The organism is Dokdonia sp. LLG6352-1 (assembly GCF_045055815.1).
GTDB classification, from domain to species: domain Bacteria; phylum Bacteroidota; class Bacteroidia; order Flavobacteriales; family Flavobacteriaceae; genus Dokdonia; species Dokdonia donghaensis.
In genome coordinates this window covers 2,879,509-2,905,180 of the sequence record NZ_CP159329.1, presented here as the reverse complement: position 1 = coordinate 2,905,180, position 25,672 = coordinate 2,879,509, and the positions used below count along the sequence as shown (strand labels likewise).

Genomic DNA, 25,672 nt, shown 5'->3' with positions numbered 1-25,672 from the left:
CATATACAATACTAAATGCCTCATATGTTGAATTGTATAATTGTAGATGATGAAACTGCTGCGAGAACTATAGTCTCGCATTTATGTAATCAAGTAGATAACCTTACTGTAGTAGATGACTTCCCAAACGCGATGCAAGCGATTAAGTTTTTAAATAAAAACGAGGTCGATCTTATATTCTTGGATATACATATGCCAGATTTTACGGGTTTTGACTTTATAGACTCGCTTAAAAATCCGCCAAAGATCGTTCTCACCACTTCAGACCGTGACTTTGCTATAGAGGCTTTTGAGTACGATTGTATTGTAGATTACCTAGTAAAACCTATTACATTACCTAGATTCCTTAAGGCAATGCAAAAGGTAGAAAGCTTTAAACCACCTGTAGTTCAAAAAGCAGCTCCTGTCGTACAAGAAACTAAGCAGGAGCAGTCAGAAAAGGAGATGTATGTTAATATAGACAGGCGTCTCATAAAGATTGAGTTTGATAAAATCTTTCTTGTAGAAGCCAAAGGTGACTACGTACTCATAAAAACCGAAGGGAAGAATTATACAGTACACTCTACACTTAAAAAGATAGAAGAAAAACTGCCAGACAGCTTATTCTTAAAAGTACATCGCTCTTACATCATTAATATTAAGAAAATAGTTGATATTGAGGATAATAGCGTCCTTATAGCAAGAGATGTAATCCCTATAAGTCGTTCTAATAGACCAGAACTTATGAAGCGACTTAACTTGTTGTAATTTAAGTATTTCCATTCGTCTACAGAAAACTACCACTCGTCGATATCACGACTAGTGCTATCGAAAATTAAAAAATACAGGGTATAAACGACCTAATTTTGTTTCTATAATCAAATCCATAGAAGCATTATGAAATCAAATCTTTACTCACTAGCACAACAAGTTCTTTTAGTAGCTTGCTTAGTATGTACTTTTAATGTAAGTGCACAAAACATCCCATTTAACTGTGATTACAGTGCATACTTATTTCAGTATAATGATGTATATGCGATTGACCTTGCCTCTGGAAACTCTTTTCTAGCGGCCGAAAATGTAACCACTGGTAATATTAACGCTGCAGCATATAACCCTGCAGATGGTTTTATATGGGGATATTTATCTAGCCCATCAAAATCTATTGTGAGAATAGGTAAAGACTTTAATACAACCGTTTTTACTATAGATGCACTTACCACGGGTAATAAGTATGTAGGAGACATAAGCGCTACGGGACAGTATTATTTTAAAGCTGGTGGTAGTACCTACTATAAAGTAGACTTAGACCCAACCTCAAGTACCTATACAGAACTTTTAAGCACAGAGACGCTATCACAAAGCATTAACGTGCACGACTGGGCTTTTAATGCAGTAGATAATCAATTATATACTGTAGAAAAAGGTACAAACATAATATATAGAATAAACCCTGATAATGGTGTTGTTACACCACTAGGTATTGTACCAATTCTTTCAGGATTAAACTACACCTATGGTGCTGTATATTTTGATGCATCAGGGAGGTTTTATGTTTCTGCAAACCAAACAGGAACTATCTATGTAATACAAAGTGTACAAGACCTTGATGGAATTAATGTTATAGATTCAAACCTCTTTGCTTTTGGACCATCAAGTGCTAGTAATGATGGCGCGCGTTGTCCTACTGCACCAGTGTTACAAGAAATATGTGATAACGGTATAGATGACGACGGTGACGGTCTTACAGATTGTGAAGATCCATCTTGCTCTGGATATGGAGACTGTGCAACTATAGACCCAGAAGCTTCTACTGGTAATAAGGGCGGTCTTGAGAGTAACAATAGATTATCTAATGCGATTGCAAAACGTAATTTTAATCGTGCAAAAGAGAGCTATACATTTAATAAAGACCTAGCCCCACTTAAAGAAAAAACAGCAAACTATGGAGTGAGAAATGCACAGTCATTTACACTACAAGATTTCATCCCTCTAGAAGAAATAGATGAAGATTATGTAGTAGAGTCTACTCCAGAAGACCTTGTTGATATTACAAACGCTACAGAAGTATATGCTGTAGACTATATTAAAAATGATATCTCTACTGCTTCTATACTAGCACTCAAAACTGAAAATGGCGTATATGAGCACACTAAGTATATCTGTGATCGTTTACTAGGAGCAGAGCTTACCTCTGTGTCTACCATAGAGATTAATGGACAGCAGTTTATTAAATCCCTTATAAGAAATATAGATGGTAGTGTAGAATTTGTTTTAAGCCTTTCGGCGAAAGAAGTAAATAACGGAGCAGAGTTTGCCGTAGAGAGCCACTGGAATCTAGATCGCTATGAAGAAGAGGTAACTTTTTACAACTTCCAAATATGGGCAAACTCAATAGATGACCTTCATAAACTAGGACAACAATTATTAAACTTACTTGAAGTACAAAAACCAGTAACATCTTATGAGGTAACAACACCACCTACAGTTTTTGTAAAAAGTGGTAGCTATACAAATGGTGCATTACAACTAGAGATTGTAAACACAAATGCAACAGAGAGTGTAACCTTTGATGCAGGTATAAGAGCTACAGAGACAAGTGATCTCGTGACAACTACCTCTACAATAGATCTAGGAGAACAGTACATCACAGAAGTTACTATTGATACAGGGTATTTATTTGACATAGGCTTTAGAATAGGTGACGGCATTAATACTCCAGATGACTTATTTCTATCTGACGGTCCTTGGGGAGTAGATGCTTCACAAGATGGTACAGAAGTACTCTCTTATGAGATTACAGAAAATGAGAATACGTATAGTGATGAGGTATATGCTATAGAGCGTAACCTTGCCTTCACAGCAACAACAACGAGTTATGTAGGAGCTTACAGAGCACTTACACCACGTTTTCAAGCGGTAGATGTAAGTAACTATAACGCACTACAGATGAGTGCGAAAGGAACAGGTAACCTAGAAGTAACTTTTGTAAAAGCAAGCATAGAAAACTGGGAAGAGCAGTACAAAGCAACCATTGAGCTTACAGATAGCTATCAAGAGATAGACTTCTCACTAGAGAACTTTGTAAACGGCTCTGGTGCACCACTAGTTCTTGATGATCTTGTAACGATAGTATTTACAATGGTATCTCAAGACGGAACAGCACAAACTAAAGAGATGTTCCTTAATGACATAAGATTTGCAAACTCTGAAGCTCTTTCGGTAGAAGATGTAGATGCTACAGTAGAGGCGCTAGCCTTAACAAACTATCCTAATCCTTTTATAGGAGAAACTACGATAAGCCTAGCAAAAGCAAGTGCAACGGTACAAATCACAGTAGTAGATATGCTAGGACGTATAGTAGACACGCAAGATATAACAACAAATAATGGAGGGTTAACAGCTGTATACACAGCTCCAAACCTACAGACAGGCATCTATACCTATAAACTAATAGATAGTGCCTCACAACAACACAGTGGCAAGTTTGTCATAAGGAAATAAGTAAGTAGTTTTTTTGATTTGATGTTTGGCCATCACCGGGGACGGTGGTGGCTTTTTTTTGTGGGGTGGGGTATTAGGTTGCATTGCTTAGTAAGCTTTATAGCTACGCTCTCTCGGTGGTCGTAAATCTCACAAGTTCGCTTTCGCGAAAGCATACCTCAAGTAAGAGAAATAAAAAGAACTCATCACAGAGGTAAATAAACTTTCCAAATTAGCCATTGTATTCAATGAAGTAGTAAGACCAAGTTGCTAGAATTATAGATTAAGATTAGCTTAGAAGTATTTATTGAGGTGAGTTGAGCTAGGCTTGTGTTTTAACTGAGTTGTTTGTTGGGGGTAGTTTTTATAATTTCATTAAAAGGTCAATTGCCTTCTGTCTAATATTTCGATAAAGGGAATTAAAGTTATCAGGAAATGTATAAATATAAACGTCAAGTTTTTTTTCCATTCCAAGTAGCGATTGTGTATCATCTTTCATTGTACCATAAGAATTTGGTTCCGTTCGAAAATGCTCTAATGAACTTTCTATTCCTAAAATGGTATGATGCATTACAATTTTGCATTCAAAAAAACCCTCGCTATTTTCCATTTCTTTTCTGACTAAATCTACGGTTGCTTTTCTTAAAGTGTAGGGGTTTATATCTATTTTATTCCAAGATACTATTACATTTTAGATTCGATAATCACAATTTTTGGCCTCTGCCGACTTAATACCTTGAATTTCATTTAAACAGAATTGTTTAAGTTCAATAAAATCATACTTTTTCGACAGGTCAAATAAATCACTTATTATCACAGAAATTTTTTCTTCTCCTATAGTAAGTTGTTTTATATAATTTGATATTTCATCATTTAAAGAATTTGACTCGTTCTTTTTGGGTAACGATTTTAGCCAATCATAGATTCTAATAATATCAAAAGCATTAGCTTCTGTATTTGAAGTACCGTTTCGGTAATAAACTTTTCCGACTTCAAGTCCTTTTAGATCTTTAATTGTGGGAACAATAGGGAATTCATATCGCCTAATAGGAAATTCAAGAATTCCATATTTTTTATCATTAAAGTCGATTGTGTAAAATGAAAAATCCGGTCTAGGAAAAACTTTGTCTTTTACTTTATCCTGGAGAATTGCATCATCTACTTTTTCATTAATTCCTTTATGTTCAATGTCTCCATTATCTAACTCTTGAATTCCGAAAATAATAAATGATTTTTCTGTTCTTATTGTATTCGAAAATGAAATTACATCTTTCACAAATTTTGCTGTAACTGAATTATTTTTGTCTTTTTTAAAATCATAAAATTCTCTTTTAAAGTCTAATATTGAACTTTCATTTTTTTTAATTAAACTCTTGAATTCATTTTCTGTTATCATTTCTCAAATGGGTTATTACAGACCTCTATATAAAGCGAGTGTAGTTATCGGCGATATGGGTTTACTTTAAATTTTGATGTTGTAAGTTTGATCTAAATATACAATGAATATTGTAGTTCTATGTTTCTTAAAACTAATAGCATACTAACACTATGAAGAAGTATAATCTGTATATTATAACAACAAAAAAACGCCCAGCTGGGCGTTTTTTTAATATCAAATAGCGTCTTGAAGATTACATCTTTATAATTCCTTTGTCAAGCACTTGCCATCTTAGTTTTAGACCTACTTCCATAAATTCAAATCCTGCTGCGGTTGCAGAGGCAATGTTACTGTACTTACCATAAGCACCCATCTGGAAGCGGTTTGATATCGCATATTGTACTCGGGCTTCTACGCGAAAAAGGGTAGTAGCCTCATCATCTTCTACTACTTGTAAACCTCCTGCAGCGTTTGCTGCATAGCTCCACTTTCCTGCCTGCCCAGTAAGATCTAAAAACAACTCAACTGCTTGATATTTTGACGGGCTAAAGTACAACGTAGGTACTTGATCCTTAAAACCTACATACTGGTAATTGATACCACCTTTAAGCGTTGGGTTTTTTGTAAAGTTGTAGTATAAAGAAGTAAATAATAAGTTACGAGCGTTTCCATCTGTTTGCTGCGTGTGCATTAAACCAGTGTACCACCCTAGATTTATGTTTGTTCCCATATTGTAGTTAAGGGAATAGTTATTCATAAAGATTTTTTCATCTATTAGTGCTGCGTTGAAATCTTGTAACGTCCTGCTGTAACCCACCTCTAAAAACTGAAGCGGAAAAGGTCTTGACTTTACAAAAATAGATCCATTTACATCTGTATACTCATTTGCATCTGCATCTGCCTTTACAAACCCTAGTGTTCCTTCTAGCCAGGTATTATTTATGACTCTATAATGAGCTCCAAGGCTTGCATTTGTGTTATAAGCCATCGTGTTTGTGGTCATATTTTCGGTAGTACGGTAGTTGTAAGAAAATATAGCCTTAAACCTACTTGTAAATGGCAAGGTAGCGGTAAGACCAGCCGAGTATGCCTGGTTATCACCATTATCTTCGGTGTATGCAGCTCGTGTTTCGATCACGGGAGCGAGGCTACTTTCTATTGTTTTCATTAAACCAGTAGCGTCTTTCTGGTTAGGGTAGAAGGTTAAGGTGTTTTTCGCGAAAGCGTAAGCCTCATCCAGATTACCTTGTGCACGGTATGCATTTGCAATCCCGAGATTTCCGTCAAAAGAGGCACTGTCCTTCTCAAGGATACCGTTATACACCTGGATACTCTTTTTAAAAGTCCCCGTGTACATCCCTAAAGTTGCCTTAAGTGCAGCCACGCGGGCATTAGTCGGGAAGGTGCTTTTAAGATCTGCAATGGCAGTTCTTGCGGTGGCATATTTTCCGTTCCAGATGAGTGCTTGTATGTAGCGCTCGTTTGCGGTAATGATTTTTGTAGTGTCCGCTTTCGCGAAAGCGATACTCTCCTGCGCCAGTGATAATGCAAGCTTGTCGTCCTTCTGTAAGTGAGCAACTAGTGATTTACCCACTTGCGATGTTAAGGTATCTGACAGCTTGCTGTACATTGTGTTTGCATTCTCATAATCCTTCTTTGCGATATAGGTATTTGCAAGCGCGCTTATGATTTGCTCATCGTTAGGCATATCCTCAAGAGCACTTTTAAGTAATTGTATTGCCGCATCATATTGAAAGGCAGTTGTGAGTTGGTTTGCCTTACCTAAACGCATAAACTTTTTTGACACCGCAGCATTTGCGTTACCAGGTTGTACGGTAAGCGCCTTGTTTACATAAGCGATTGCCGCGTCATATTCTTTGAGATTAGAAAGCGTGTTTGCATAGCCGAGTAGGGCAGAGAAGCTTGTACTGTCTTTGGCAACGAGGGTTTCATAAAAGTCTTTTGCAGCGCCAAAATCACTATCCCATAAAAGAGACTCGGCGTAGTTTAAGCCCACTTCAAAATCTGCAGGGTAGTCTGCTTTAAGGTTTGTAAAAAGTGTTCTTGCTTTGCCACTTTCACCACTCAACCCTAGAGCGCGACCGTAACAGAGTCTTGCCGTTTTATTATCTGGGTAATCTTCAAGCACTTCGCCAAAAAATGTTTTTGCCTCCTCATATTTTCCAGTTTCTAATAAAGTGAAACCAGCAGACATATCTTGGCTGTATGCTGTTGCACCTAGTAGGAAAAGAATAATATATGTTAGTTGTCTCATTGCGTATGTTTTACAAGTGCAAGTTATGGCAATATACAAAGGATTCAATCTTAATATATCTGCAATTCGTCGACACTTATCGTCGACTGGTGGAGGTTGCGTAAAGTGTGAATGGAGTTTTGAGGGAAGTGAGCTTCGGACATCTCCCCAACCCCTCTTCGAAGAGGGGCTTTTTTTCTCCTCCTCTTCGAAGAGGAGGCTGGGAGGAGATGTTTTGCGTGTGAGTAGGAAGATGGCTGCGAACATCTCCCCAACCCCTCTTCAAAAGAGGGGCTTCAAGTTGACACTCCTCCTCTTTGCAGAGGAGGCTGGGAGGAGATGTTTTTGAGTTTGATTGAGTAATATATAAATGTCTGGAGGACATGTTTTTGCGCGTGAGTGAGAAAAGCAACAACTAAGTAAACTACAATGACTCTTGAATTTTGTCTTCTATTGCTGTAAGTACGACATCTATTTCTTCAAAAACCTCTTCATTTTTAAATCTCAAAAAGTGTACACCTTTTTCTTCTAATCGTCCCTGACGGATTCCGTCTTGCATAACTTGATTGTCGTGTATGTTACCATCAATTTCGATAGCTAGCCCAATCTCGTGACAGTAAAAGTCTACTATATAGTCAAGAAGAGGAACTTGCCTATGAAATTCTACACCCAAAGATTTACGACGAATTTTATCCCAAAGAGCCAACTCTGCAAGTGTCATATTTTTTCTAAGCTCTTGAGCACGCACTTTCAAATCTCTTCGATATGGAATTAATCTCTGCAATATTTTTCTATAAATATAAGTAAATCAATATTGTATAATTTTCAATTGCCGCCAACATCTCCCCAAATATACCTTCCTCTCGTTCATACTTCACTCGTCGGAGGCGAGATCAAAGAGGGGCTTCATTTTTTCAATCCTCCTCTTAGAAGAGGGGGCTGGGAGGAGATGTTTTGCGTGTGAGTGAGTAATATATAAATGTTGGGAGGAGATGTTTTACGTTTGAGTAGGAAGATGGCTGCGAACATCTCCCCAACCCCTCTTCAAAGAGGGGCTTCAAGTTGTCACTCCTCCTCTTTGAAGAGGAGGCCGGGAGGAGATGTTTTGCGTGTGAGTGAGTAATATATAAATGTCGGGAGGAGATGTTTTGAGTTTGAGTAAGAAGATAGTTATTAACCTCTCTTCAAAGAGGGGCTTCAAGTTGACACTCCTCCTCTTCGAAGAGGAGGCTGGGAGGAGATGTTTTTCCGTTTGAGTAAGTAATACATAAAGTTCGGGAGGAGATGTTTTTTCGTGCGAGTAATAACCACACCCCAAACCCCCAAAACCCAGTCCTTATATAGTATCACATTAAACTTTCGCGAAAGCGACATATCCACAAAATATGCTTTAAAGATAAAACACGACCACTCGTCTACAGTAAAATTCTACTCATCGAAATTTCAACCGAAAGCCTCTTAATTGCTCGCATCTTTGTACCAGAAACAAACAACAAAACAATTATGGGACTTACAGTAATAAATAACTCAAACACATTAAAAGTAGTACACAACGCTAGAAATACACAAGCTAGTAATACATTAAGTGTAGTACATAGAAAAGTAGACAAACCAGTCATTCAATTAATGACTTATTAGTAACTTGCTATGATCGCTATACAACACAAAATCAAAAAGTTACTTACCCCTGAGCAAATATTTATGCTCAGTGCCTTTGTGGTAAATGGAGGAAACTACCTCTATAATTTAGGACTGGGTAGAGTACTAGGCCCTGGTGCCTTTGCAGATGCTGCTATACTTATCACCTTACTACTTGTACTATCATTTGTTGCAATGACTTTTCAGCTAGCAGTTGCAAAGTTTACAACGGAGTTTGACAAGTCAAAAAAGGAAGCATTTGTACAAAGAGCTTATAAACAAGCGACCACCTTTGGAATCATATTAGGTGCGGCAATTGTAGTTTTTGCAGGATCGTTGCAAACACTTTTTCAAACAGAGTCTTCTGTAATGTTTACCATTTTTGGAATAGCAGTCCCTCTTTATTTCATAATGAGCGTAAACAGAGGAAACCTTCAAGGACGTAAATCCTTTATTGCATTATCAATCACCTACCAATTGGAAATGGTATGCAGACTCGCACTTACATTTGCATTATTACTTTTCTTCAATATAGAATCGTCTGTCGCAGTAGCTACAGCAATCGCAATCTCTTTTATAGCAGGTGTGTTTCCATTTAAAAAATTAACGTCTAAAAAGGCAGTGCAATCTGCCCTTACCTCAAAAGAGAGCAAGGCAGTTATGAACTTCTTTGTACTTACTGCGTGCTATGAGCTTACCCAGATCATTTGTAACAACAGTGATATACTCTTAGTAAAACACTATTTTCCATCTTATGATGCAGGGTTATATGCATCTCTAGCGCTTATAGGTCGCGTAGTTTACTTTGTAACCTGGATGTTTGTGATGTTACTATTACCTACAGTAGTATCTATGCGCAAGGAAGGCAAGAACTCTGTACCTGTACTTATGAAGTATGTAGGGTACATCACAGCCCTTGCTAGTGGTATCGTGTTGTTTACATTTCTGTTTCCATCATTTGCAGTACAAATATTATTTGGAGAACAGTATATGTCTATTGCTCCATTATTAGGTTGGTATGCACTTGCGACATCTTTTTTTGCCCTATCAAACATTTTTGCCTACTACTATCTATCCCTAGATCATTATAAACCTATTGTAATTGCTGCCATTTTTGGAGTGTTACAAATAGTATTAATCATATTATTCCACGATTCATTGTTTGAAGTTGTTTTAGCCCAAGTAGTTGCAATGGGAAGTTTACTCATTGCTCAATTACTTTATTTCTGGAAGATGCAAGTAAAGTAACAGTTTCCCCAAATTGTAGTTGCCCTCTTACATAAGCATTTGCTTTTGTGAGAGGGTTTTTGTTTTGACTAACTCAAGCCTATTATGGAGGGCTCTAACATCCCTTTATATACTACTTACCTATATCAAATCTCTATCTGGTGATATCTAATCTTAGTGGCTGCATTATAGTGACTTAGCCTATGTGAGCTGTAATTGTAAGAAAGTCAAAAATCGTTTATCGAAGGTCAAATACCATTCGTCTATACTAACGGTCGAGTAAACGTTTTTCGTCCGCTTTCGCGAAAACAAAGCCCCATATTTGTACTATCAAAAAAACATAACTACTTAAAAACAAATATTATGGCACTAGAAATAAACAACATTTACGGAGTAACTTGTATCAAAGGAAAAGTATCAAATACACACGTGCAAGAAGTAAAAGGATACTTTAAAGCATTATTATCTGTAGAAGATAATGTCATCATAAATTTATGTGGGGTTAAAAAAGGAGCTAAGAAATTAGTAAGAGTTTTAGAAAGCTTACAAGCCGAAATCTCAGAAGAAAAATCACTTAAGTTTTTCAGCTATCCAGAGCCAGCAGTTGCCGAATTATATGCGCAAATTAATAACCAGGCTAACTATTATCAGGCAGCAGCATAAAACAAAATAAATTACAACAACATCAAATCTATATATTATGAAACTAGCAATCGTAACGGCTTATCCACCGAGCAAAGTAACTTTAAACGAATATGCATACCACTTAGTAAAGCACTTTCGTCAAAACCAAGAAGTAACAGAACTGGTACTTCTTACAGATGTAACTCCAGACCAAGCAGATATCACTTTTGAAGAAGATGGATGTGAGATTACAGTAAAGCAATGTTGGAAATTCAACAGCTTAAAAAATGTATTCTCTATCGCAAAAGCCGTAAGAGCAACACAACCAGACGCAGTACTTTATAACCTACAGTTTATGAAGTTTGGAGATAAGAAGGTAGCTGCAGCGCTAGGATTGTTTTCTCCTTGGGTATCAAAAATGATGGGAGTAAAAACAACGGTATTACTTCACAATATAATGGAAACTGTAGATCTTGACAGTGCAGGTTTTACAAGTAATAAATTAAAAATAAAGGCATATAACTTCATAGGCGAGATGCTTACTCGTGTGGTACTTAAAGCAGATACTGTGGCGCTTACCATCAGTAAATATGTAGACATACTAGAAGAGAAGTATAACGCAAAAAATTGTGTACTAATCCCTCACGGTACCTTTGAGATTCCAGAAGAGCCATCTTATGATGTAGCACCAGGTCCTTTAAAAATAATGACCTTCGGAAAATTTGGAACGTATAAGAAAGTAGAGATACTTATAGAAGCTGTTCAAATCGTAAGAGAGCAAACTGGTCGTGATCTTGAGATAGTAATTGCTGGTACAGATAGTCCTAACACGCCAGGATACCTAGCAGAAGTTCAAGAAACATATAAACACGTTCCTAATCTTACATTTACAGGTTATGTAGAAGAAGAAGATGTACCTGTAATCTTCTCAGAAAGTGCGATGGTTGTTTTTCCATACACATCTACAACGGGAAGCTCAGGAGTATTACATCAAGCAGGAAGCTATGGTAAGGCAGTAGTAATGCCAGACTTAGGAGATCTAGGTATTCTTGTAAAAGAAGAAGGATACAGAGGTGAGTTTTTTAATCCAGAAAGTATGCACAGTCTTGCTACAGGAATCCAAAATCTAGTAACAAACGAAGCTTACAGAACAGAAATAGCAAAAGCAAATTATCAAGCAGCAACAGCATTACCTATGAGCCGTATTGCTCAAATGTATATAGATGTTTTTAATGGCACATCAAGAAGAACAAAAATCACCACAATAATGGCAGCATAATTACCGGTTCTTAATGACCAAATAGGCATCGTCTTTCACCCCAAGTGTATTAACAATTCCAAAAAAAGCCTGTTTGTTCTTTCGCCACGGTAATCTACCAGCCACTTCACTCGGTATATCCCTAAAATCATAAAGTGTCCAAGAGAGATAGTGTATACTATCTCTTTTCTGGGTTTTATAAAACTCGGTATAATATGCCGCTTGGTCTTCTTCATCTGGGCCTATAGGATTCCATAAACCGTGGTAAGCGGCAAGACCAAATTCTTGTAAAACCACAGGTTTACTAGTTACATCTGTAATTGATTTGTGAGCAGCACTTAGGTCCTTGAGATCTTTATAATAATGATATGAGATAAGATCTACCTTCTCTTCTAGATGTAATGCAGCCTCTGGCGAAGACCAGCCTATGGTTACTGGATGCTCGTTGTCTAAGGTTTTAAGGTAATCTATCGTTTGACTCAGCCAAGATAAAACCTCACGTTGCCCACGACTTTCAAAATCTAGATTAGGCTCATTTTTTATATCCCATCCTAATAAAGCAGGATGGTCTTTTATATGTGTCACGATACTATAGAGATGAGCATTTGTAATAGTCCAGTCTTGTATGCGATAATCTCCATAAAAGTCAAAAAGGGTGACGACAACCTTAAGATTTGCTGCTTGCGCTTCATCTAGAAGTGATGTGAGTTTCTCAAGCTTTTCTCGCTTAACACGCGCTTTGCCAAAATCCTCAAACCCCACAAAGACTCTTATAGAATTAAGCTTAAGATCATTAATAATTTTAAAATCTGTTGCAAGTGTGTCTTTACTAAATGTAGCTCCAAAAGTATCCCAAGGGCTCCCTTGCGGGTAATAGTTAATTCCTTCTAGCATTGCAAGATCAAGTGGGATTGTCTCTTTTTGGGCATCATCTACTGGATGTGAGGCTACTTTTTCAAAATGTCGCACTCTCCAGAAGCCATCTTCTAGTAGTAGTATGATTTTATAATCATCATTAAAAGAGCGCTCTACTAGAAATTGCTCATTTTTAAAAACGCGTTCTACACCTGTGACGTTGCGATCTGTAAGTACTACCAGTGTACCGTCTGCACTATAAAATTCTAGCGAGAGGTGATGGGTGAGGGTCGTACTTTCTATATATACGTTTTCCTCATTGTTTAAGATGATTAAGTCCTCAACTTTACCGCGGGCTTGCTCTGTAAAATGATCAAAAACTCCAGCATTTTCACCTGTGTAAAAAGCTCTATTCTTTACATACCAAGCGTCTAGATAATCCTCTTCTATGCTTTTAAGATTTGCTTCTTCCATAGGTCTGCCAGGATTCTCTATAGACTCCCACGTCACCTGGGGTACATAGTGACGCTCTTTTGTTTCATCTAGGTGAAGCATCTTACTTCTGTCTGCACCCGTGTTTAAAAAAGCAATCACCTGACTGATACCAAAGAGGATACCTGCATTTATGAGAATAAATCCAGCCAAAATTAAGATGCGATATAGCGTTTTATTGGTTTTCAATCTGTAATGGTGATTTTGTAGGTAGCCTCGAGTCCTAGGGTCTCAATGTTTACATCATATGTTCCTTTGGGATAGTCTTCTTCTTTAAGATAAAAGACGGCAGACCCATTTTTGGTTAAGCCGTTGTAGGTGTTATTGTTTACAGTAATTTGTACGTCTATTCCATTTTGCACTAGCTGGCCTAGGTAACTCGTAAGTGGGCCTACGGTTAAATTTCTTTCAGTGATTTGTGGTGCAGGGATGCTGTCTATGATAGCTGTAAACTCTTGAGTAATGGTTTTGCTCTGTGCAATGCCTGTCGCTGCTGCTCGTACATTCCAAGTGGTAGGGAAGTGTGGGTGTAACGCTTTCGCGAAAGCGTACCCATTTATAGTACTCGCTGTAATCTGCCAGTGAGCACCTGTAGCATTTGTCATAAAAAAGGTAACGAGTGTCCCGTCTGTCATTACATTACCGTGTGCATCGCGTATTTGCGAACTATTAAATGTGATGATTTCATTACCATCTGCATAGTTGTGATTACTACTTGCGGTGATAATAAAATCTTGAGCAACATCTGGAAATACATCTGCAACCAACTCCTTAGACGAAATATTTTCAATCGTACTTCCCGTACTTACTCGGCCGGTCTTAAGTGGAGCATAAATGCGTTTCCACACAAAGCCAGATGTAACCCCGTGAGATGTAGTTGTAATTTTAGATTTAAACTGCGACTTGAGAGCCACTTCTGTATTATCTGGCAGCGTGTTATCTAGTGTATCTGTCGGGATACTCACGAGCATCGTGTAGTCACGCACATTTGCAACAATACTACGTGGCCCAAGATAAGTTTCTACAGTGCCCAGTTGAGTAGGGTTGGGCAGTAGTCTAAAACTTCCTTCTTGCGTAACCTTATCATTAAGATATAAGCTATAATTTACCACACCACTGCGTTTTGTAAAACTAGGAGGAATATAAAACTGTGGTGTATTATTAATCGCTTCGGGCTCTATAACAATCGTACCATAGGTACTAGAGACAATGAGATAAGCCTGTCCAGCAGCAATAGTAGTGTCACCCATCGTGGTAATGTAGATTCCCTTTTCTGTAACTGTAGTATCCTCTATGTTATTTATAGATAGTGTTATAGGCGTAGATGTTACTTCAACGGATTCTTCTTTACAACTAGACATACCGAGGCATATGAGTATACTCATATATAAAAGTAAATGCGATATGTGGGTGTGGCGCTTCATTATTTTGGGTTACCTACATAGTTATTTGTGATAATGGTGATATATGCATACGGCATACCTGCTACAGGTATAAACGTACGGTTAGTTCCAGCATCATTGCGTTGAGGCACCACCTTATCAGAAATACTCTGGTTAGGTAGTCCATTTACAGAGGCCGTTGCTAGTCCAGATGCAACCTCTGTAGGTAATGCATCTTTATAAAGTACTTCAGAAAAAGGGCGTTTGCGTTGCTGGCGCACGCTCTCATCTATATATCTGCTTTCTACCCATAACAACTCCTTGTCTTCATTATAGTAACCTATGAGTAGTTGTGGTATGGTCGCTTCTTCTATACTTGTATTAAAGAGAAAACCATTTAAGGTTGTGTCTTTTTGTGTGACATTAAAAAGGTCTGCAGCTTGGTAAAGATCTGTAGTTGCTACGTTTGCGCTTACTTGTACCTCAAAGTTTACTGGGATGTCTGTAAGATCTACCTCTGTAAATGTATCTGGCTCGTAGGTAGTAGGCTTTTCTTCTAGCGCAGATGCCCAAGCAATACCCTCAAAGTTTATACGATATAGCGTTGTTTCCTTAGGCAGTAGTTTATGCTTTACTACATCTTTTGCATTAAATCTTGCCAGCTCCTCATTTTCTTCATTATACAAAGCTCCTGTCACAGAGATATCTGCAGGGATATTATCTACATTCTGTATTTCCCCTACAATAGCATAGGTTGTGTCTAGCTGTACCAGTCTCGCAGAGAGTACCTCAACAACGGGTTGTTTAAGTACATCTTCGTGAAAGGTTTGCTCTGAGGTGACGGCACGCTTACCGTGATTATAATACCTAGTGCCACTTTGTATGAGTAATTGCTCTGGTGGGATGTCTGGATCTACCTTTTGAGGTATAATGTACCACTTGCTCTTCTTTTTAATGAGCTCCAGCTCATCTTGAGTTTGTATCTCCTTGAGGGGTGTAATCCAGGTAGCATCTACAACACCTTGAGCAGTAGTGTCTGTATTAGGTGTTATATCTATGTGCAAGCTATCTAGCTTTGCATATGAACTTAACAGACCATCTGAGACTGATATCTCAAGCATAAACTGTGAGAGTTTTTTATCACTCTCTGGATCAAGATAAGAGTGCGCACGCTCAAACTCTTTAAAATCTACAGCATCATAATAGGCCGTGACCACATTTCTTGCAGAGAGTTGTGTGGTGTTTTTTACATAAAATAGATATCCTGCATAGGCTATTATAATGAGTAAAACAATCGTCCATAAAATAGAAGCCCAGTATAATAAGGAGGGTGCTCGTTTGTATTTTGCAGCAAATGCAAAATATAAGGGAAGCTCATTTTTTCTATTAAAAGATCGCGTCCACAAGGCACCTAGATGCAATAGTATTGCGAGTATTACTGTTGAAAATGGAATGATGCCCCACATAAGTTTTAAAACTAGCGGTGCATCTTCTCTAGGCAGCACACTAGGTAAGGGAGCAATACCTGCTTTTTCCCAAACCATAATACCGTTTTCTAGTAAGCTCAATCTATGCCAGCCAGCAAAGTAGAGTAGTGGGTCATAAAATTTATCATTAGAAAACACATATTTTAAATGATACTTTTCTGGTACCGTGAGAAACTGCTGTAGCGAGCCTATTCCTTCTATACCTCTATATTTTGAGTTTTCGAGACGCTCTACCGCTCGTGTGGTAAGCTCTGGCAGCCTTCTAGCAGAGTGATAATCTCCATCTACCGTGGTTGCCTTAGTTTGTGCAGAGAGCCACGCCATCTGGTCTCCAAAACCTAGTGGTAAGTATCGCCATTTATAATGCTCATCTTCATTTAAGAAGTTTACAATAGGCGTCATCTTAATTACATCTGGTTGGCTCGGTCTAAATTTTCCTAGGGTAATTGTAAAAATGGCAATAAAAATAAATAGTAGCGATAAAAATGCTCCAGATGCTCTATGCACCAGCGTTCCCCATTTTTCTTGCAAGTAGTCCTTATAATCTCCCTCTACAAAGCGGTAACAAAATTCGCCAAAAACCGGTAGCGCCATTATAGATGCCCATAATGTAAAGCGGTCTAGTGTAAGGATATTAAAGGCATTTTCTCCTAGCATTGCCAGCGGTATAGGTGTAGTACCACCAGTACCCAAAATAAAAAGTAACGTAAATGAGATGCCAAAAAATAGAAGGCGCTTGCTATAATATCTATAAAAGAAATAAGGAAGCAAGAACATTAAAAGTCCCCAAGGGATCACAAAGAACACCAGTCCAGAAGAGAGTACTTCAAGAAAGCTGTCACGCGATCCGTGCGGTATAGGCACCTGCGTGATAGGATTATTTTTAGTATTTACCCAGTACGGCAAGATGCACGTGATGATAAGAAACAAGGAACATCCTCCAAATATGATGATGCGTCTTAAGTGGGTCCATACCGCTTTCGCGAAAGCGATAACAGTCACCTCCTTCGTACTATTAACCTTTTCTCTCGCAGCATCCATTACCACCATTCCTAACAGTGGGAATATGAAGAAAACCATACCAAAGATAGGAGTCACGTGATGTGAAGTAACCGTTACCGAGAGTAATGCCAGTGCTTTAAAGAGGTGTCGTTTGCGCGCAGTTTTTACCCAGAGATATATCTCCGGCAGGCAATGCATTAATACAGAGATACCTATAATGCTTGGAAGTTGCCCAAATATATGGAGCGTTTCTACAAAGGAAGAACTAAATACGGCTAGCACCGCAGCATAACCAGCGACTTTTTTATTAGGTATAAGCACCATCGTAAAGCGATACACTCCAGTAATAAATAGTACGACTCCCGTGAGGGCGACGGTAAACATCCCAAATTTAAGACCACCTATATAAGACAGTGCTCCTATAGTTTGATGCACCAGTGGTGGGTATCCCATTACTGTAAATCCAGTATACCAGCTATAACTCCACGGCTCAAACCAGTTAGTCGCATAGTGATTTGCAAAAAACAGATGTATAAGAGCGTCATAAGTGCGCTCTACAGTAAAAAACATAGCCGTCCCGTGGAAAATCATTCCGAGGAGTACGGCACTTACTAAATATTTGTTAGTTCTGGACTGTTTCATTTGGGAGTGAAAAGATACCCTTTTTAATATTCTGATTCAAAGATAGTTCTTTCGATGAATGGTTCATCCTTCGACGAATGGTAACCGTCGATACAAAGAATCCAGCCATCGAAAATTCAAAAAAATAGCTGGAATCTGGAGGTATGTTTGTCTTGTAAAACAATAACAACACACAAAAACACACATTATGAAAACTGGAATAATCATCCCTTGCTACAACGAAGAAAAGAGACTTAACACAGAAGCATTTGTAAAATTCATTAAAGAAAATCGCGATTACCACCTATGTTTTGTAAACGATGGAAGTAAAGATAAAACACTAGAGGTTCTTTATAGTATGAAAGAACAAGCGCCTAATGCAATAAGCATTGTAGATGTAAAAAAGAACTCTGGTAAAGCAACCGCAGTAAGAGCAGGAGCTAGATTCTTATACAGCAAGTCTACTATCTCTACGATAGGATTTATGGATGCAGACCTTTCTACAGACTTCAGAGATTTTAAGGACCTCGTTAAAACTCTGAATACTGAGGGAAAGCTCGTAGTTTTCGGTTCTAGAAACGCTTTAGGAAGCGGTGAGATAGAACGTAACTTTATGAGAAATATGTTTTCAAAATTTGTGAAGCAGTTTATCTTATTAATCTTAGGATTACCCATAAGAGACACGCAGTGTGGAGCAAAAGTATTTACAAGAAGCATCGTACCTGCAGTATATGATAATGCTTTTACTAGTAGATGGTTATTTGACGTAGAGATCTTCTTACGTCTTAAAAAGTACTTAGGTAAAGAAAACACGATGAACAACATCTTTGAGCAGCCACTTATGAGATGGGTACACGTAGATGATTCAAAATTAGGAATGAAAGACGCTTTACAGATCCCTATGAATCTTACACAGATCTGGTTTAACTACGCAGTAAAGAATAATGCAGCTGTTAAGGTGATACCTACAGAATTTGCACTAGATACTATGACGCCAGAACTTTCTATAGCAGCATAATAATTACCGTTTCCTAGTCCCCGTAAAACATCATTTATCCACATCAAATCTACTATTATGAACATCTATCCAATAAAATTTGAGCCTATCCTTCAAGAAAAAATTTGGGGAGGATCAAAACTACAATCGGTACTTAACAAGAAATGTACTAGCGATACGACTGGTGAAAGCTGGGAAATATCTGGAGTAGAAGGAAATATATCACAAGTAGCAAACGGAGATTATAAAGGTGAGTCATTAGTATCGCTTTTAGAAAACCACACCAGTGAGTTTGTAGGAGCTGCAAATTATGAACGTTTTGGAAATGAGTTTCCACTGCTTATAAAGTTTCTAGATGCAAAAACAAATCTTTCTGTACAAGTACATCCAGATGATGAGATGGCACAACGAGATCACAACTCATACGGTAAAACCGAAATGTGGTACATAATGGATCACGAAGAAGAAGCAGAGATCATATTAGGTCTTAAAGATAAAAATGCAAATACAGAGATCTTACGTGATGTGACAGGAGATAATGTATATGATGTATTTAATAAAGAAAAAGTAACAAGAGGCGATGCCTATTTTATCCCTGCAGGAAAGATACACGCCATAGGAGCAGGTGTACTCGCAGCAGAGATACAGCAAACCTCAGATATCACCTATAGAGTATATGACTGGGATCGCACAGATAAGGAAGGTCAAAAAAGAGATTTACACCTTGACCAGTCTGTAGCAGCAACTAAGGAGTTTACTGAAGAATGTAAGAAAGAATGTAAAGTAGAAGATAATGTATCACAGAATGTTGTTGCTTGTGATTATTTTACAACAAATAGCTTTAATGTAAATAGTACATTTCAAAGATCATTTACTAACCTAGATTCGTTTGTTATCCTTATGTGTGTTGAGGGTACAGCATCTGTAACTGTAAATGGTAAAACTGAGATAGTATCTATGGGAGAAACACTTCTCTTACCAGCACAAAGTGAAGAAGCATATTTTTTTGCTCAGAATGCAAAATTTCTAGAAGTGTATATTGATTAATCAAAAAATCTATGATTTAGAAATCTTTGTGAACCTATAATGTACGTTGTTGTTATTGTTACATAAGATAGGTTACACTAAACGGAGAATAATTAATAGATTATAAATAAATCCGCATCAACAATGTAGCGTTGTTTGCGGATTTTTTTTGCGCTTTCGCGAAAGCGTACTACAACACTCTACATCTAAAATAATTTATAGTATTTTAGTCTATCCCACATAAGCTAACCGGTACTTGTGGGGGCAATTGTAAATTGCGTACAGCCTAACCTCAATATAATGGAAGATCTTCTTACTTTTTCTTTAACCGTATTTACCAGCTTTTTTGCGATTACAAACCCTATATCAAATATGACAATCTTCTTGTCACTTACAGATGGTGCCAGTAAAAAGGTAAAAAAGGATATTAATAAGAGAGCAACGATTGTGGCCTTTATTATTGTAGCTCTGTTTGTACTATTAGGTAAGTTTATTTTTGAATTATTTCACATAACAATTCCAGCTTTTAAAATTTTTGGAGGTATACTCGTTTTTCTTATAGGTTTTGATTTACTTCAGTCTAAGAAGTCTAGTGTAAAACACCTCAAAACGGTAGATGTAGATGAGAATATTGCGATATCACCTCTAGCTATACCTATAATCGCGGGACCGGGTACCATTGTTACTGCGATGAACTCTGTTGCAGATGCGAGTTATATGCAAATAGGTCTTGTAATTTTAATTTTTGGGCTTATGTGCTTATTGACATATATCACATTTCGCGCAAGCGATTTTATCGTAAAAGTCTTAGGTAATAATGTGATCTCTGTGATAGGTAAGATTATGGGATTAATCATTGGCATAATAGGTACTGGGATGATTATCGAGGGAATTAAAATTTCGTTTAATTTATCATAAGTAAGCTCGTTCTAAACGTGAGTTGTGAGATATACTATAAATTAAACCTCAGACGTTGATATCTTTGTAAATGATAAACCTCCTGCTCAGACATATACTAGAAAACAAGACAGCCTTTTTATAATATCTAGAGATAATAAAAGGCCTCAGATCTATAAAGAACCTATTAATTATACGACCATCCAATTATTTTTTGAAGAGCCCATAGGTTTAACGAGCTGTTATTCTGAGGAGGATGGAAGTATTAATAAACTAGTAGCGCTGGGTAATCATTGGTATAAAAAGGTAAATGCTAAAGGCCGAGAAAACCTTTACTTCTATAAAGAAGGGAGACTTATAAAAGCAAGTATAGACGGTGGGATTATACAATTTGAACTTGTAGCCACAGCTAAGATGTAAAAGTCCAATTATAAGAATGTGTAGAAATAAAAAAAACCTTACAATCATTTGATTGTAAGGTTTTTGTGACCTCGACAGGATTCAAACCTGTAACCTCTTGAGCCGTAATCAAGTGCGCTATTCAGTTGCGCCACGAGGCCGTTTAGAAACAATAATTACTTGTTTGTTTCGGGGTGCAAATATACAATCATTTTATTGTTATGCACAAGTAAAAGATGAAAAAAATGAGATTGTTTTTCTATACAAAAGTATAGTTGTCGTTCATTCAGTGTTTTACATCACAGATTAATTTAAGGCAGAAACTTTTATATATCTTAGTGCTATAAATACTCACTTTATCTATGCAAATTTCAGACTACATAAGAGACGTTCAAGACTTTCCCAAAGAAGGAATAACTTTTAAAGATATTACACCTTTGCTGGGAGATAAGACCGCTTTCGCGAAAGCGGAAGAAATTCTATACACACTAGTGCCAGAAGTAGCAATAGATGTAGTAGTAGGAATTGAAGCGAGAGGTTTTTTTTATGGACCACTGCTTGCAAAAAGACTCAATGCTGGATTTGTACCCGTGCGCAAGCCTAATAAACTACCTTATACTACCATTAAGAAAGAATATGATCTCGAGTATGGTACAGATGTGCTAGAGATGCACAGTGACGCTATAAAGCCGGGAGATAAAGTATTATTGCACGATGATGTACTCGCCACGGGAGGAACAGCTGCAGCTGTCGTTGCAATGATTGAGGAGCTAGGGGGAGAGGTAGTACAGTGTAATTTTATTATAGAACTCGATTTTTTAAATGGTAGAAGCAAACTGCCAGGTAAACACGTTGCTGCTGCTATAACGTATTAAAAACTGTACTGAAGACTAAAGTTAGGGGTGATACCTAGAGACTTAACCGTGATTTTTTGAATTTCATCTTCACTGTTAATTAGATAATAAGTGTTAAGAATATTATTGTTGTCTAGTAAGTTCCAGATAGAAGCTCCTACCTGTACATCTTTATCAAAAAGTTGAAATTTGTATATGGCAGATATATCAAAACGTAAGAAGCTATCTGAGAGACTACTATTGGGTAAGTCATAAATAATAGCTCCATTTACAACAGGTTGTTCTTCTCGTGGTTGTGTAAGAGGTGTGCCTGTACGCCAGTTAAAACCTAAAGAAAATTTAAAATCATTAATGGTATACGTAGAGCCATAAGTGAGAGAGTGCCTTATATCTGTGTTATTAGGGAAGCGACTACCATTATTTAAACTCTCAAAATCAAAATTATTTTTACTAAACGAGTATGACAGCCAAGAGCCAAACTTATTAAACTGTTTATTTACTAAGAAGTCTATACCCATCACATCATATGAGCCTACCGCATTTGTAAATTGAAACTGATTTTGAAAGCCTTGACTACGAGAGGAAATTCCATCTACATTTTTCACATATCCTTCTAGGCTTAATAGCCACTTGTTTTGGGTGTAATCTAGACTCACCGAGGCTTGTTTACTTTTTAAAACGGGTAGCGTGTCATCATTTGCAGCAACCCAGCGACTGCGTTGTAATCCCAAAAAGTCATTAGGTTGATCTATGATTTGAAAGATAGATTGACTTTTAAATTCACCTAAGGCACTTACTTTAAAATAACTCAAAACTCGCTGGCTAAAGCGTACTCTAGGCTCTATAATAACTGTATTAAACGCATCTAGGTAATTACCTCTTACACCAGTAATAAATTGAGTTTCCTTAGAAGGTGATAAATATGAAAGCTCAGAGTATAGACTATGTGTGCGTATCACATTGCGGGTATTTCTAAAGAAAACAGGTCTATTAGTCTGAGCAAGATTACGTGCGCCTACCTCTGTAAATTGATACCCATTGTTCCATATAAAGGAATCACTTAGTTTACTGCTTAGCTGTAATTTTGACCCTATATCAAGCACCTCATTTTCTTGATCTAGTTGCTGGCCATTTTCTAAATTAAAATTACGTGCATTAAGATTATAGTTAGATAGATAAAGTGTAAAATCTGTAGTGTGTTTATCATTCCACTTTCTGGTATAAGCTAGCCTTACTCCATTATTACTTTGATTAATACCACTACGTTCATTAATGTCTAGAGCTTTGATAGTCTCATCATAACCTAATTTATTGTAAATACTGGTGGCGCTTATTTTTAGATTATCCTTTTCTGTGATGTCGTAAATAAGGTTTGTGCTTACATCATAAAAGTAGAAGTTAAGGTCAGAGACTTGTGAGTCTTTATCACTATTTACACTTAAGTCTGTGTCTTGAAAAATGCGATCTGTATAGCTCGTATATGTAGGGCTTTGTATAAAGTCTGTGTTAGACCTTCTTGCAGAGAGTGAGAGGGTGATTTTTTTAGAAAGCGGTAAAGTTGTATAGCCTTTAAAATGGAGTAAGTTTGCACTTATACTCCCTTCATAATCTGTAGCAACCTTGTCATCTAGCTCGATATTTATAGTTCCAGATACACCATCTCCATATCGTGCACTTGTGCCGTTTTTAATTACTTCTACACGTTTAGTTAAATAGGGGTTAAAAGCAGATATGAGACCAAAAAAATGTCCAGATTGATACATTTTTATACCATCCCATAAAATAAGATTTTGATCATTTGTACCACCTCTTATATTAACATTAGACACGGTTTCTTCGGTACTTATAATACCGGGTAATGCCTGTACCGTTTGTAAAACATCTGGTTCTATAATACCCGGTAGTATACCAAACTGTGCCGGTTTTATGCGTGTTACCCCAGATCTAGATTTTGAAATCCCGGTAGTAAGAAGGTTAGAGATGTAAATCTGGTCAAGCTCTTGTACCTCATTTATAATATTTTCTGTGATGACTATAAAACGTTCATTAAGAAAGTCAAAGCTTAAATCTGTGGTGTTCTCTATAAGAGATAGTGCTTGTGCTAGGGTACTATTATCTAGTAAATCCCTTGTGTATATAGGTGCAACAATATGATCTGCATAAGAAAAGCTCACATTAAAGAGCGTCTCTATTTTACTTAAAACTGTGGCTAGAGGTACGGTTGCTGTATTTTGTTCTTGAGATTTTAAATCAGAAAAAAATAAGCAACAAAGTAAGGTACAGCATATAAGTACTCCTTTTTTAGTCACGAGATAAAGTTACCTTATTTCCCTGTTTTTTGTGGGATAAATTAAACGGTAAGCTTATTGACTTTAAGGCAATTTTCATATTAGTATGAGTAAAAGAACCTGTAAAGAGCACATCTTCAACATCCTTGTCAACCGTTACAGATACATCATAGTGTCTTTCAAATTCTTTAAGAACTTCTTTAAGAGGTGTTTTTTCAAAAGAAGTTTCGTCACTTACCCAAGATGGTTGTAGTGTGGTAGATTGAGGTGTGTTACTTGAGATTTTTACGCTTTCGCGAAAGCGGTCTCCAGGTTTTAATATCACAGTTTTTGTTGCTGTCTCTACTTGTACAGAGCCTTCGTAGCAATATACTTCAAACTTATCATCTCTATTGCGCACATTAAACTGGGTCCCTAGTACTGAGACGAGCCCATTAGGGGTTTCTACACTAAAAGTTGCACCTTTTGCTACCTGAAAATATGCTTCACCATCTAGCGTTACGGCTCTGTTATCATCCCAAGTGGTTGGGTCATAATATAAGTTAGTCATCGCATTTACGGTAACTACAGAGTTATCTGGTAGGGTAATAACTTCTTTTTGGGCAATGTCTGTTTGTAGATTTACTGTTTTTTGAGTTGAGGTTGTTGCATAGTAAATACCAGCAAATAAGATGAGAACTGCTGCAATTTTAAGTAGCGGTTTTAAATATATTATTACAGATTTTTTATCTGTATCTAATGTTTTTCTTAATCTTTTATACTCTCCGGGAGTATGATATACTGGCGGTTCTAGTTGCTTTGTGATCTCTGCGATGCGCACAAGATCATCATAGTCTTCAAGACTTTTGAACGCCTGTAGCTCTGCTTCAGAAAGCTCGTTGTCTAGCCATTTTGATATTAATTGTTCTCTTTCCATAGTATTACCTGTGTATATAACAGTGTGCGTTAAGAAAGTCCTACTTAAGTTCTGTAATTTCTTTTTTAAGCTTTGCTAGCGCTCCATAAATACGCTTTTCGACTGCTTTTTTTGAGATGCCTAGCATCTCTGCAATTTCTTTGTGTTTTTTCCCTTCTATTCTGTTTAATAGAAATGCGCTACGTTGTGCTTCACTTAAATTTGCAATGGCCGCTTGTAGTCGGGCGTTGTACTCTTGTTCTTCTAGTACAAATTCTGGAGACTCATTAGTATAGCTTTGCGGCTTTGTTTGTCTAAACTTTAAAACTACCTTTTGATGTGCGTAAGCATTAAGTGTAAGGTTATTTGCGATGGTAAAGAGATAACTCTTTGCTTTGGCCTCGGGTACTTTTGAGCAATTTTCCCATAATTTCACAAATGCTTCTTGAACCTTATCCTCAGGGTTGTAAAGGCTTCCGTACTTGTAATATAAAAAGTTGAATAGGTTTTTAGAATGCGCGTTAAAGACCCTGTTATAAACAGTTTCTTTGCAAACACCTTCTTTATTTTTACTACTCATTGATACTGCAATATTAAATAAACACTTATAATTACTAGGGCAAGGTAGGAGTTTTT

General features: G+C 37.2%; 21 protein-coding genes and 1 tRNA gene. 12 read left to right on the top strand and 10 right to left on the bottom strand.

The genetic code is table 11. The features are described from left to right. Positions 1-27: 27 nt before the first annotated feature. Positions 28-747, top strand: coding sequence for a LytR/AlgR family response regulator transcription factor (locus ABVM49_RS13000; RefSeq protein WP_405203682.1), 720 nt, complete (start codon positions 28-30; stop codon positions 745-747). Between the two features lie 129 nt (positions 748-876). Next, positions 877-3,483 carry a DUF6923 family protein gene (locus ABVM49_RS12995; protein ID WP_405202299.1) on the top strand — a complete coding sequence of 869 codons (2,607 nt, stop codon included), beginning with the start codon at positions 877-879 and terminating at the stop codon, positions 3,481-3,483. A 670-nt stretch (positions 3,484-4,153) separates the two neighbouring features. Here the strand turns inward: ABVM49_RS12995 and ABVM49_RS12990 are convergent. Both ABVM49_RS12990 and ABVM49_RS12985 read right to left on the bottom strand, forming a co-directional pair. Beyond that, a complete protein-coding gene (locus ABVM49_RS12990; protein ID WP_405202297.1) occupies positions 4,154-4,858 on the bottom strand; it encodes an ATP-binding protein in 705 nt (234 codons plus the stop codon). Positions 4,859-5,093: 235 nt separating this feature from the next. Further along, a complete protein-coding gene (locus tag ABVM49_RS12985; protein ID WP_405202296.1) occupies positions 5,094-7,115 on the bottom strand; it encodes a tetratricopeptide repeat protein in 2,022 nt (673 codons plus the stop codon). Between the two features lie 25 nt (positions 7,116-7,140). Between ABVM49_RS12985 and ABVM49_RS12980 the strand changes: the two genes are divergently transcribed. After that, positions 7,141-7,443 carry a hypothetical protein gene (locus ABVM49_RS12980; protein WP_405202295.1) on the top strand — a complete coding sequence of 101 codons (303 nt, stop codon included), beginning with the start codon at positions 7,141-7,143 and terminating at the stop codon, positions 7,441-7,443. A gap of 75 nt (positions 7,444-7,518) precedes the next feature. Here ABVM49_RS12980 and ABVM49_RS12975 read toward each other — a convergent pair whose 3' ends face one another. Further along, positions 7,519-7,878 carry an endonuclease domain-containing protein gene (locus ABVM49_RS12975; protein WP_405202294.1) on the bottom strand — a complete coding sequence of 120 codons (360 nt, stop codon included), beginning with the start codon at positions 7,876-7,878 and terminating at the stop codon, positions 7,519-7,521. A 719-nt stretch (positions 7,879-8,597) separates the two neighbouring features. Between ABVM49_RS12975 and ABVM49_RS12970 the strand changes: the two genes are divergently transcribed. The 4 genes from ABVM49_RS12970 to ABVM49_RS12955 all read left to right on the top strand — a co-directional run bounded on the left by ABVM49_RS12970 (position 8,598) and on the right by ABVM49_RS12955 (position 11,862). Continuing rightward, complete coding sequence (locus ABVM49_RS12970; RefSeq protein ID WP_405202293.1) at positions 8,598-8,732, top strand: hypothetical protein; 135 nt, start codon at positions 8,598-8,600, stop codon at positions 8,730-8,732. A gap of 9 nt (positions 8,733-8,741) precedes the next feature. After that, positions 8,742-9,980, top strand: a complete 1,239-nt coding sequence (locus ABVM49_RS12965; RefSeq protein ID WP_405202292.1) for an oligosaccharide flippase family protein — start codon at positions 8,742-8,744, stop codon at positions 9,978-9,980. Between the two features lie 342 nt (positions 9,981-10,322). Further along, a complete protein-coding gene (locus tag ABVM49_RS12960; RefSeq protein WP_405202290.1) occupies positions 10,323-10,622 on the top strand; it encodes a hypothetical protein in 300 nt (99 codons plus the stop codon). Between the two features lie 37 nt (positions 10,623-10,659). Beyond that, complete coding sequence (locus tag ABVM49_RS12955; protein ID WP_405202289.1) at positions 10,660-11,862, top strand: glycosyltransferase; 1,203 nt, start codon at positions 10,660-10,662, stop codon at positions 11,860-11,862. Here ABVM49_RS12955 and ABVM49_RS12950 read toward each other — a convergent pair whose 3' ends face one another. From ABVM49_RS12950 to ABVM49_RS12940, 3 genes are read right to left on the bottom strand one after another with little or no spacing between them, the layout of a single operon-like run. Further along, the gene (locus tag ABVM49_RS12950) at positions 11,863-13,377 is read right to left on the bottom strand and encodes a glycoside hydrolase family 2 TIM barrel-domain containing protein (RefSeq protein ID WP_405202288.1); all 1,515 of its coding nucleotides are present in this window, start codon (positions 13,375-13,377) and stop codon (positions 11,863-11,865) included. Beyond that, on the bottom strand, positions 13,374-14,573 hold the full coding sequence (locus tag ABVM49_RS12945; protein ID WP_405202287.1) for a hypothetical protein: 1,200 nt from the start codon (positions 14,571-14,573) through the stop codon (positions 13,374-13,376). Before ABVM49_RS12945 ends, ABVM49_RS12950 begins: the two co-directional genes overlap by 4 nt. A 38-nt stretch (positions 14,574-14,611) precedes the next feature. Then, positions 14,612-17,701, bottom strand: coding sequence for a hypothetical protein (locus tag ABVM49_RS12940; RefSeq protein WP_405202286.1), 3,090 nt, complete (start codon positions 17,699-17,701; stop codon positions 14,612-14,614). A gap of 187 nt (positions 17,702-17,888) precedes the next feature. On the opposite strand from ABVM49_RS12940, the gene ABVM49_RS12935 reads away from it, so the two are divergent. The 4 genes from ABVM49_RS12935 to ABVM49_RS12920 all read left to right on the top strand — a co-directional run bounded on the left by ABVM49_RS12935 (position 17,889) and on the right by ABVM49_RS12920 (position 21,020). Next, positions 17,889-18,698, top strand: a complete 810-nt coding sequence (locus ABVM49_RS12935) for a dolichyl-phosphate beta-glucosyltransferase (RefSeq protein ID WP_405202285.1) — start codon at positions 17,889-17,891, stop codon at positions 18,696-18,698. Between the two features lie 57 nt (positions 18,699-18,755). After that, on the top strand, positions 18,756-19,724 hold the full coding sequence (locus ABVM49_RS12930; protein ID WP_405202284.1) for a type I phosphomannose isomerase catalytic subunit: 969 nt from the start codon (positions 18,756-18,758) through the stop codon (positions 19,722-19,724). Positions 19,725-20,003: 279 nt separating this feature from the next. Continuing rightward, a complete protein-coding gene (locus ABVM49_RS12925; protein WP_035324975.1) occupies positions 20,004-20,621 on the top strand; it encodes a MarC family protein in 618 nt (205 codons plus the stop codon). Between the two features lie 60 nt (positions 20,622-20,681). Continuing rightward, entirely contained in the window at positions 20,682-21,020 is a 339-nt protein-coding gene (locus ABVM49_RS12920) for a DUF6134 family protein (RefSeq protein WP_405203681.1), read from the top strand. A 66-nt stretch (positions 21,021-21,086) separates the two neighbouring features. On the opposite strand, the gene ABVM49_RS12915 is transcribed toward ABVM49_RS12920, so the two are convergent. After that, a tRNA-Arg gene (locus ABVM49_RS12915) sits at positions 21,087-21,160 on the bottom strand. Between the two features lie 201 nt (positions 21,161-21,361). Between ABVM49_RS12915 and ABVM49_RS12910 the strand changes: the two genes are divergently transcribed. Beyond that, complete coding sequence (locus ABVM49_RS12910) at positions 21,362-21,874, top strand: adenine phosphoribosyltransferase (RefSeq protein ID WP_021779302.1); 513 nt, start codon at positions 21,362-21,364, stop codon at positions 21,872-21,874. Here the strand turns inward: ABVM49_RS12910 and ABVM49_RS12905 are convergent. The 3 genes from ABVM49_RS12905 to ABVM49_RS12895 are packed head-to-tail and all read right to left on the bottom strand — an operon-like array spanning position 21,871 to position 25,616. Next, positions 21,871-24,162: a TonB-dependent receptor plug domain-containing protein gene (locus tag ABVM49_RS12905; RefSeq protein ID WP_405202282.1), complete on the bottom strand. Its 2,292-nt coding sequence runs from the start codon at positions 24,160-24,162 to the stop codon at positions 21,871-21,873. The genes ABVM49_RS12910 and ABVM49_RS12905 overlap by 4 nt on opposite strands. Then, positions 24,155-25,057, bottom strand: a complete 903-nt coding sequence (locus tag ABVM49_RS12900; protein WP_405202281.1) for a FecR family protein — start codon at positions 25,055-25,057, stop codon at positions 24,155-24,157. Before ABVM49_RS12900 ends, ABVM49_RS12905 begins: the two co-directional genes overlap by 8 nt. Before the next feature lie 40 nt (positions 25,058-25,097). Further along, positions 25,098-25,616, bottom strand: coding sequence for an RNA polymerase sigma factor (locus ABVM49_RS12895; RefSeq protein ID WP_021779299.1), 519 nt, complete (start codon positions 25,614-25,616; stop codon positions 25,098-25,100). Positions 25,617-25,672 lie beyond the last annotated feature (56 nt).